The organism is Roseibium sp., from assembly GCF_050301095.1.
Classification (GTDB): Bacteria; Pseudomonadota; Alphaproteobacteria; order Rhizobiales; family Stappiaceae; genus Roseibium.
In genome coordinates, this window is record NZ_JBNKYW010000295.1 from 39,073 (window position 1) to 47,988 (window position 8,916).

The following is an 8,916-nucleotide window of genomic DNA, read 5'->3' on the forward strand; positions in this document are numbered from 1 at the left end:
GGCCTTCGTGATGATGCGTATTCCCATGAGCGCCCTGATCGGGCTGATCCTCACAACGCTGTTTTTCGCGCTCGCGGTGCTGGCCCCCGTGGTCGCGCCCTACGGCATCTCCGAAGTGGTGGGAGACGTCTGGGAGCCGATGTCCTCCAAGTTCTGGCTCGGCACCGACAACATCGGCCGGGATCTGCTGACCCGGTTGATCTACGGCGCGCGGACGACCATCTTCATCGCCTCCGCGGCAACGGCCCTTTCCTTTTCGCTCGGCACCCTTTTGGCGCTCAGCGCGGTCGTGCTCGGCGGCTGGGTCGACATGGTGCTCTCCCGTTTCGTCGATCTGATCATGTCGATCCCCACACTGATCTTCGCACTCGTGGTCCTGTCTCTGGTGCCAAGCACGATCCCGATGCTGATCGTTCTCATGGGACTGCTCGATTCAACCCGCGTTTACCGGCTGGCACGGGCGGTTGCCGTTGACATCAACGTCATGGATTACGTCGAGGCCGCCCGCCTTCGCGGCGAGGGGACACGATGGATCGTCTTGCGTGAGATCCTGCCCAACGCACTCTCCCCGCTGGTCTCGGAACTCGGCCTGCGATTCATCTTCATGGTGCTGTTCATTTCGACCCTGTCGTTTCTCGGTCTCGGCGTCATTCCTCCGGAAACCGATTGGGGAACCATCGTCAAGGAGAACAGGGAAGGCCTGGTCTACGGCATTCCGGCGGCCTTCACGCCTGCGGTCGCCATCGCGGCGCTGGCAATTTCCGTGAACCTTGTCGCTGACTGGGTTCTCAACCGGACCGCCAGCCTGAAGGGAGGCCGCAATGCTTGACACCACAGCACACAGCCTCGTCGACATTCGCGGCCTCAGGATCGGAGCAACCGTTTTCTCACCCGGAGAAGCGCCGAGGGACGTCGAGATCGTCCACGGTGTCGATCTAAAGGTGGAAAAGGGCAAGGTTCTCGGATTGATCGGCGAGTCCGGTGCGGGAAAATCCACCATCGGCCTGTCCACCCTGGCCTACGGCCGCGGCGGTATTTCGATTACCGGCGGCGAAATATTCGTCAACGGCGTCGACATTCTCAAGAAAGACCCCGCCAGCTTGCGAAATCTGCGCGGCCGCCAGGTCACTTACGTATCGCAATCGGCGGCCGCCGGCTTCAATCCTTCCAAGCGGCTGATGGACCAGGTCGTCGAATCCTGCCTTTCCCACCGGCTGTGTTCGAGAAAGGAAGCCGAACAGCGGGCGATCCGGCTGTTCGCAAAGCTCGGTTTGCCGGACCCTGAGAATTTCGGGAAGCGCTACCCCCACCAGGTCTCCGGCGGCCAGTTACAGCGCGCCATGACGGCGATGGCACTGTGCCCGGAACCGGATCTGGTGATCTTCGACGAGCCGACGACCGCCCTGGATGTGACGACGCAGATCGATGTGCTGGCCTCCATCAAGGAAGCCATCCGGGACACGGGCGTCGGAGCGCTTTACATCACGCACGATCTGGCGGTGGTCGCCCAGGTGTCCGACCACATCATGGTGCTTCAGAACGGGTATATGGTCGAATACGGGACAACCGACCAGATCATCAATTCTCCACGGGAGGACTACACCAGGGCGCTGGTATCGATCCGCTCGGCGATCCACGACGAAGTTCCGGGCGAAGGCGATCCGGTGCTGAAACTGGAAAGTGTTTCGGCGCGCTACCGGAGCCTGAACTTCGATGTCGTCAAGGATGTTTCCCTGGAGATCTATCCGTCTCAAACCCTTGCCGTCGTCGGCGAGTCCGGTTCGGGCAAGTCCACGCTCGCCCGCGTCATCACCGGCCTGCTGCCGTCCCGCAAGGGAAAGGTGACTTTCGGCGGCGACACGTTGCCTGCCTCCTTGAACGAGCGCAGCAAGGAACAGCTGCGCGAATTGCAGATGATCTACCAGATGGCGGATGTTGCGATGAACCCGCGCCAGACCATCGAAACGATCATCGGCCGGCCGCTGGAGTTCTATTTCGGCATGCGCGGTGGCGAAAAGCGGGCCCGGGTGGTCGAGCTGCTGGACGAGATTGAACTCGGTGAAGGTTTTCTCAAGCGCTATCCGGCAGAGTTGTCCGGGGGACAGAAACAGCGTGTCTGCATCGCGCGGGCGCTGGCGGCCAAACCCAGGCTGATCATCTGCGATGAAGTGACGAGTGCTCTCGATCCGCTTGTGGCCGACGGCATCCTGAAGCTTCTGATGAACCTGCAGAAGATCGAGCAGGTCAGCTATCTTTTCATCACTCACGATCTTGCGACCGTGAAGTCGATTGCCGACTCCATCGCCGTCATGTATCGCGGAAACGTCGTTCGCTACGGACCGAGGTCAAAGGTCCTGTCACCGCCATTCGACGATTACACCGACCTCCTCCTTTCTTCGGTCCCCGACATGAGACTGGGCTGGCTTGAAGACGTATTTGCAACCCGAAAAATGGAAAGTGCAGGCAACTGATGGACACCCGGCTCCTACTGATCATTCTCGATGGTGTTCCCCTGCGCAACTGGAGAGCCCTGTTTGGAAATCTTGAGGGATGGGTCGACAGCGGCGACGCGCAGGTCTGGAGAATGCGCTCCGTCCTGCCTTCCATTTCCGCATCCTGCTATGCCTCCATCCACACCGGCGTAACACCGGCGGTCCACGGGTCGACCGGGAACGCCGACGTCTTCAGGCTGCCGGTGCCGGATGTCTTTTCGCAGGTGCGGCTTGCCGGCGGCGTGACCGGCGCGGTGACGCATTCCTTCTGGTCCGAGTTCTTCAACCGGGCCCCGTTCGATCCGGTCCGCGATATCGAATACGACGAACCGGACAGTGCAGCGATCAATCACGGACGTTTCCACACGATGTCCGGCTACGGTCATGCCAACCAGATGACCCCCTCCGATGCCGATCTTTTCGCAACGCTCACCATGCTCACCGAGCGCTTTGGCCTCGACTACGGCATCTTGCACACCTGCACGCTTGACAGCATGGGGCACCGGTTCAAGCATGCTTGCGAGGAAATGGATCATGCCTGCGGGGTTCTTGATGCAACTCTGGCCCCCTATATCAAGCGTTGGCGTGCCGCGAATTATGAAGTGATCGTGACGGCCGATCACGGTCAGAGCGATCGGGGTCACCACGGTGGACGGAGCGAGGAGCAGCAGGATTTCGCGCTTTACTATTTTGGCGATGCAAAGGGCCCGGCACCGGACACCTTGTTGCGCCAGACACAGCTTGCGCCGACGATACTCAAACGGCTCGGCGCCCCGGTGCCGGAGACCATGACCGACGAACCGTTCCTATGACCGGCACACGAAGCCGTGTAGCGGAAGATTTGGACTGATAATGACGACACCGCGTGAAACAGGTGCACTGAAAGCCGTTCTTTTCGACAAGGACGGCACGCTTTTCAATTTCACCGATACCTGGGCCTATTATTGCGACCGGATGGTCGACAGGCTGGCCCGGAACGACGACCTCCTGAAGGACAGGCTCGCGGCAGCCGTGGGGTTCGACAGGAAACGCCGGGTCTTCGTAACCGGCTCGCTGATCGTCAACGCCAGCGCCGATGAAGTGAACGAGGCCTGGCTGGATTTGCTCCCCGGCAAGAGCTCTGAGGAGATCGTCAGCCTCAATCTCGAGATCTATGCCGACCTGCCGGTATTTCCGACATGCGACCTGACGGACGTCATGACCAGCCTGCGGACGCAGGGCCTCAAGCTGGGGGTCGCGACGAACGATTATGAGGCCGGGGCCGTGGCGCAGCTTCAGCGTGCGGCCGCCTCCTCGCTGTTCGACTTTGTCTGCGGTTCCGACAGCGGATATGGACGCAAGCCCGAAGCGGGCATGGTGCATGGCTTTTGTGAACTCATGGACATCGCACCGCATGAAGTCGTGTTCGTCGGCGACAGCACCCATGACATGGATTGCGCCCGCAACGCGAACGTCGGTCTCAGCGTGGCCGTCCTGACCGGGCCGGCCACGGAGGACCAACTCACCGGGCATGCCGACGTCATCCTGCCGTCCATCGAGAGCCTTCCGGACTATCTCGGCAGGATGCAGGCATAAGTTCATGCCGCGGCCGGGAAGCGGGAGTGCTCTGACAGGCTTCAGGTACCCGCCGGTATTGGTCCAGCCGGCGACCGTAATGAGCCGGGAGACTTATCTATTCGTTACAGGAACCTTGTTCTCCACCACACCGGTTGCGCATTTCGGAATGCGGTTTCGGTCATAGACTGGCAACAAGCTGACGCAGGGATGTCACGTTCATGCGCTTGTAGGCCTTCTTGCGATGAGTAATCACCGTGGTTTCCGCAAGACCCAGGATGTCAGCGGTCTCGGCAGCGGTTCTTCCCTTGATCGCCATGGCGGCCACTTCCCGTTCGCGCGCCGTCAGATCGGGATATGTGAGCGCCAGCCGGGTCTGGATGTCGTCCCGCCGCCAAACCGAGCCCTTGAGGGAAAAAGCGACATGCCGTTCCGTCGCGACCAGCAGCAGGCCCAGGACAGCCTGCACATCGCGGTGCTTCTGCTCGGGGAAGAGGCCGGCTTCCGCGCTGGTATAAAGGCTGATGGCCAACCCGTATGCGGGCGAGCGCCTGATCAGTGACATCCGCGCGCTGATGCCGGGCAGATCATAGCAGTCCCGCCGATAGGTGAACGACGAAATGCTGTCGGCGTCCTGAAACGTCAGAAAGTCACCGGGACCGTGGGTGCCCTGCAAAAGCTGCGTGTTCCGGTCCTCGCTGACATGATGGTCATATCCCCTGGCCGCGCGTTCGGCGCGGTGCTGGCCGAGCCGGCATGCCGTTCCCATCAACAGCGGTTTGTCCCGATCGCCAAGGCAGAAAACCGATACGAAATCGGCCCCCACAAGGTCATGTGCGACCTCCAGGGCAACTTGCACAAATGCATTGGTTCCAATGCTTTGTGTCAACCTGACAGCGCAGGTCACCGGAACCGGCATATCAGGCAGAGGCCTTTCGATTTTTTGTTGCAGGATCATGGTTGCCGCACTGGAGGTGTGTTCTACCCGGTAAATGCCTTTTCAATCACGAACTGTCCAGGCATCGAGTTCGACCCTTCCTTGAACCCCAGCGTCTCGCAACAGTCCTTGAGCGTTTCAAGCATCGCCATGGAGCCGCAGATCATCACACGGTCGGTTTCAGGCGTCAAAGCCCCGCCCGCGAAGTCAGCGAGTCGGCCATCTTCGATCCAGGTGTTGATCCGCCCCATATGCTCGGATGTTTCACGTGTGGTAGCCGGGAGATAATGCAGTTGTCCGGCCGCAAGGTCGCCCAACAACGCGTGGTTCAAAACCGAATGTACCAGTTCGCGCCCGTAGGTCAGTTCAGCCGTTTCGCGGCAGGTGTGCAACAGGTGAACGTGATCGAATTTCTCATAGACTTCAGGATCACGGATAATACTGGCGAACGGGGCCACGCCCGTGCCCGTAGACAGCAAAAACAGCCGCTTGCCCGGCAGCAGGGCATCAAAAACCAGTGTGCCGACCGGTTTGGGCCGGATCAGGATTTGCGTTCCCGCTTCGATATGTTGCAGGCGCGACGTCAGAGGACCGTCGGGCACCTTGATTGAATAGAATTCCAGATGATCGTCCCAGTTGGGCGAGGCGATGGAATAGGCCCGCAAAAGAGGCTTGCCGTCGACATTCAGACCGATCATGGCAAATTCACCGGAGCGGAAACGGAATCCGGCGGGGCGTTCGGTCCTGAAAGAAAAAAGCCGGTCGGTATAGTGTTTGACCTGGCTGACACGCAAAGCAGCAAAGCCATTGGGGACGGTGAATTCTGCGGTCATCTGGTTCATGCCAATTATCCTGCTGTTGTCGCGGCCTCCCCAGAAAAAGACGTCAGCTGTACATCAACAATCCTCATTGATGAGGAATGCGCTGTGTCCCGGCTGCGTCCTATGGTTTTCCGAACCGAGGAGGAAAGCCATGTCAGAACCATTGTTTCAGGACGTTATTCGCAGTCGGCGCAGTGTCCGGAAGTTCGAGCCGGGACGGTCCGTTGACCGGGCTGTGCTGGAACGGATCGTTGATTGCGGACGATGGGCCCCGTCAGGTGCCAACGTGCAGTGTTTTGACTTCATCGTTGTTGATGAACCTGCGCTACGCGACAAGGTGACGGAAGTTTTCCTGCGCCAGGCGCAGCGGCTGGTCGATCACGCCAAGGGCTTCCCGGCAGTGAAAAAAACCTATCTCGCCAACACGGTCGCGATCATTGTCGTTTTGGGAGATCCGCGCTGGAAGGTTTGTTTCCCGCAACCCACGACCAAGGGCTGGGAAAAGGAATATCTGGAAAACAACGAGGTTATCTTCCTGAATTCGATCGGCGCGGCGATCCAGAACATCCAGCTGGGCGTTGCTGCGGAAGGGCTGACCAGCGCCTGGTTGTCCGGCGGCGGCGAGGATATTACCAACAGGGAATTGTCGGACTTGCTGGGCTATCCGGAATGGATGAAGGCCTATGGCACGATCCCCATCGGATACCCGGCCGCGACGCAGAACCGCCGCTATCGCCGGCCGCTGGAGCAGGCCCTGCACTGGAACGGCTATCAAGCCACCCAGTACCGCACCCATGCGCAGGTGGATTTCTACGAGAGCACATTGCGTCCGTTTGCGATGTATCGCGACGATGAAACGCTGGAAAACTGGGAAGACCGCGAGACAAAACTGGGAGACTGGGACGCCGCCTTTACATCCGCCACCTCCAACCCGGAAGGCCGGCTGGAACCTGAGGCCGACTTTTCGGCACCACGCACTTCCGGTCAGGCAACCAAGCGGCGCCAGAAAGACCAGGACTGACAGGAAAACGGAGGCATCGCCGTGTTTGCGCGAGACCACATAAAATACGAAGCCCTGGACCTGCCGGACCGCATGCAGCTGAGCGACGAGCAAATGCTGATCGAGGCCAGATCATTCTACGACAGGATGAAACGTCGCCATACGGTGCGCGACTATTCAGACCGCCCCGTGGCGCGCGAGGTGATCGAGGAATGTATCCGCACGGCAGGCACGGCGCCATCGGGCGCAAACCATCAGCCCTGGCACTTCGTGGCCATCTCGGACCCTGCCTTCAAAAAACGGGTACGCGAGGCCGCCGAGCAGGAAGAGCGCAGGTTCTATGAGGGCGGGGCAGGCCATGAATGGCTCAAGGCTCTGGAGCCGATTGGTACCAATGACAAGAAGCCGCATCTGGAAGAGGCGCCGTGGCTGATCGTGATCTTCGCGCAGCGGTGGGGCCACTTCGACGACGGGGACAGGTTCAAGAACTATTATGTGCCCGAGAGCACGGGCATTGCCGCGGGCTTTCTTCTGACGGCGTTGCATCACGCCGGCCTGGTGTCGCTGACGCATACACCTAACCCGATGAAGTTTCTCAACGAGATGCTGGGACGACCGGATCACGAAAAACCGATCATGATCGTCGCAGTCGGTCATCCGGGTGAAGGTGCCAAAGTTCCGAAAGTGGCCAAGATGAAAAAGCCGCTCGATGACATCCTGACCATCGCCGAATAGGTCTCTTCAACATCAATTCTGCACAAACACGGCGGGCTTTGTGCCCGCCGTTGCCGGGAGCGTGTGCCATGACTTATGTCGTCACCGAGAACTGCATTGCCTGCAAATACACGGATTGCGTCGAGGTTTGTCCGGTTGACTGTTTCCATGAAGGGGAAACAACGCTGGTGATCCATCCTGACGAGTGCATTGACTGTGGTGTCTGTGAACCTGAATGCCCGGCCGGTGCGATCCGCCCGGATACGGAAGCAGGCAGTGAAATATGGGTCGCGTTCAATCGAAAATACGCGAGTGTTTGGCCTGTTGTCACGGAACGCAAAGACCCTTTGCCCGAGGCAGCTATTCGCGACGGGGCCACCGGAAAGCTGGGTGAGTTCTTTCCAGAAGATGTTGCGTCACTCCTGGGTAAAGGGTGACAGAGCGTGGGGGCGTGTGGCAGCGCAAGTCAAAGAATGACAGGTCCGGCATCGACTCTGATCTGAGAAGTTGGTACCGGCAACCCCCGAGAAATCAGAGGATCCCCCAGGCCCGGTAGCGGCTGCAGCCGGTCAGTTCGCGCGGCATGGTCGGACCGAGTTGGCGGATCATGTTGTCTACCGCGGCAGCGGTGACGCCAAGTTCCTGGCGGGCCATGGGAGTGGTGACGAGCGGGCCAACCGCACCCTTCAGGACCGGTTGGTCAAAGCGTTGAGGCTCGCCAAAATCAGCACGATCGAAGCCGCAAACGCGTTCGTGCCGGAGTTCATGGAGCGCTACAACGCCCAGTTTTCCAAGGTTCCGGCGCGGTCTTACAACCTGCATCGGGCGCTGAATGTGGAACCGGACCGGCTCCATGAGATCCTGTGCTGGAAGGAGAAGCGTTATGTGACGGCACAGCTTGCGGTTTCCTTTGAGCGCAAACGGCTGATCCTGGATGAGAACGAGGTGACCAGCGCCCTTACCCGCACGGCTTCCCTGCCCTTCGATATGTGTGGTGTCTCCGGGCGGTCAGCTTTGCTCCGCCCTGCTCTACAGAAGCTGGCTTGTGACCGATCTACCTAGCAGAAGTTGTGACCATTCTCGCTTGTGACAACATTGATAAGATATTGGGCACATTCAATCCCGAACTGCAACAAAGGCGCTAAGCTGCCTGCTTTTCGGGAGCGACGTTTTGAGCCGGACTTTTCGCATTTGACTTTTGAAGAACGCAAAACGATTTGCCGCATGGGGGACCAAAAATTCAGCCAGTCGGAGATCGCCAGACGCCTCGACTGTGCAACGATCTCCCGGGAGATCAGGCCTCCCGAGGGCAAACTGGCGCGCTGCCTTTTTGTGGATACGCACAAGTCACCCTTCAGGTTGGTCTATTTCGAAGGAGGGCGGTCTCGCAAAACTACC

Annotated in this window: 10 protein-coding genes and 2 pseudogenes; 9 read left to right on the top strand and 3 right to left on the bottom strand. The window is 59.4% G+C overall.

The features are described 5' to 3' along the window. Nucleotides 1-10 precede the first annotated feature (10 nt). From ACQY7U_RS25800 to ACQY7U_RS25815, 4 genes are read left to right on the top strand one after another with little or no spacing between them, the layout of a single operon-like run. Nucleotides 11-829 (top strand): ABC transporter permease, encoded by an 819-nt coding sequence (locus tag ACQY7U_RS25800; RefSeq protein WP_428651353.1) that lies wholly within the window; start codon nt 11-13, stop codon nt 827-829. Then, nucleotides 822-2,471 (top strand): ABC transporter ATP-binding protein, encoded by a 1,650-nt coding sequence (locus tag ACQY7U_RS25805; protein WP_428651356.1) that lies wholly within the window; start codon nt 822-824, stop codon nt 2,469-2,471. Before ACQY7U_RS25800 ends, ACQY7U_RS25805 begins: the two co-directional genes overlap by 8 nt. Continuing rightward, nucleotides 2,471-3,304, top strand: coding sequence for an alkaline phosphatase family protein (locus ACQY7U_RS25810; protein WP_428651359.1), 834 nt, complete (start codon nt 2,471-2,473; stop codon nt 3,302-3,304). The genes ACQY7U_RS25805 and ACQY7U_RS25810 overlap by 1 nt, the downstream gene beginning before the upstream one ends. A 40-nt stretch (nt 3,305-3,344) precedes the next feature. Beyond that, nucleotides 3,345-4,067, top strand: coding sequence for an HAD family hydrolase (locus ACQY7U_RS25815; protein WP_428651361.1), 723 nt, complete (start codon nt 3,345-3,347; stop codon nt 4,065-4,067). Between the two features lie 160 nt (nt 4,068-4,227). On the opposite strand, the gene ACQY7U_RS25820 is transcribed toward ACQY7U_RS25815, so the two are convergent. Together ACQY7U_RS25820 and ACQY7U_RS25825 are read right to left on the bottom strand one after the other, a co-directional pair. Continuing rightward, nucleotides 4,228-4,905 carry a helix-turn-helix transcriptional regulator gene (locus tag ACQY7U_RS25820; protein ID WP_428651364.1) on the bottom strand — a complete coding sequence of 226 codons (678 nt, stop codon included), beginning with the start codon at nt 4,903-4,905 and terminating at the stop codon, nt 4,228-4,230. A 122-nt stretch (nt 4,906-5,027) separates the two neighbouring features. Then, complete coding sequence (locus ACQY7U_RS25825; protein ID WP_428651367.1) at nt 5,028-5,825, bottom strand: ferredoxin--NADP reductase; 798 nt, start codon at nt 5,823-5,825, stop codon at nt 5,028-5,030. Nucleotides 5,826-5,955: 130 nt separating this feature from the next. On the opposite strand from ACQY7U_RS25825, the gene ACQY7U_RS25830 reads away from it, so the two are divergent. From ACQY7U_RS25830 to fdxA, 3 genes are all read left to right on the top strand, one after another. Beyond that, nucleotides 5,956-6,825, top strand: coding sequence for a nitroreductase family protein (locus tag ACQY7U_RS25830; RefSeq protein WP_428651370.1), 870 nt, complete (start codon nt 5,956-5,958; stop codon nt 6,823-6,825). 21 nt (nt 6,826-6,846) lie between these two features. After that, nucleotides 6,847-7,539, top strand: coding sequence for a nitroreductase family protein (locus ACQY7U_RS25835; protein WP_428651373.1), 693 nt, complete (start codon nt 6,847-6,849; stop codon nt 7,537-7,539). A gap of 68 nt (nt 7,540-7,607) precedes the next feature. Beyond that, the gene (gene fdxA / locus ACQY7U_RS25840) at nt 7,608-7,955 is read left to right on the top strand and encodes a ferredoxin FdxA (RefSeq protein ID WP_428651376.1); all 348 of its coding nucleotides are present in this window, start codon (nt 7,608-7,610) and stop codon (nt 7,953-7,955) included. Nucleotides 7,956-8,049: 94 nt separating this feature from the next. Here fdxA and ACQY7U_RS25845 read toward each other — a convergent pair whose 3' ends face one another. Beyond that, nucleotides 8,050-8,172, bottom strand: a complete 123-nt coding sequence (locus ACQY7U_RS25845; protein WP_428651379.1) for a helix-turn-helix domain-containing protein — start codon at nt 8,170-8,172, stop codon at nt 8,050-8,052. Between the two features lie 12 nt (nt 8,173-8,184). Here ACQY7U_RS25845 and ACQY7U_RS25850 point away from each other — a divergent pair. Next, nucleotides 8,185-8,478, top strand: a pseudogene (locus ACQY7U_RS25850) (ISNCY family transposase); the annotation flags it as partial. Between the two features lie 186 nt (nt 8,479-8,664). Beyond that, nucleotides 8,665-8,817 (top strand): annotated as a pseudogene (locus ACQY7U_RS25855) (helix-turn-helix domain-containing protein); the annotation flags it as partial. Nucleotides 8,818-8,916 lie beyond the last annotated feature (99 nt).

Coding starts and splice junctions, on each gene's coding strand:
- ACQY7U_RS25805 (WP_428651356.1), top strand. CDS start 822: ATGCTTGACACCACAGCACACAGCCTCGTCGACATTCGCGGCCTCAGG.
- fdxA (WP_428651376.1), top strand. CDS start 7,608: ATGACTTATGTCGTCACCGAGAACTGCATTGCCTGCAAATACACGGAT.
- ACQY7U_RS25800 (WP_428651353.1), top strand. CDS start 11: ATGATGCGTATTCCCATGAGCGCCCTGATCGGGCTGATCCTCACAACG.
- ACQY7U_RS25825 (WP_428651367.1), bottom strand. CDS start 5,825: ATGAACCAGATGACCGCAGAATTCACCGTCCCCAATGGCTTTGCTGCT.
- ACQY7U_RS25845 (WP_428651379.1), bottom strand. CDS start 8,172: ATGGCCCGCCAGGAACTTGGCGTCACCGCTGCCGCGGTAGACAACATG.
- ACQY7U_RS25815 (WP_428651361.1), top strand. CDS start 3,345: ATGACGACACCGCGTGAAACAGGTGCACTGAAAGCCGTTCTTTTCGAC.
- ACQY7U_RS25830 (WP_428651370.1), top strand. CDS start 5,956: ATGTCAGAACCATTGTTTCAGGACGTTATTCGCAGTCGGCGCAGTGTC.
- ACQY7U_RS25810 (WP_428651359.1), top strand. CDS start 2,471: ATGGACACCCGGCTCCTACTGATCATTCTCGATGGTGTTCCCCTGCGC.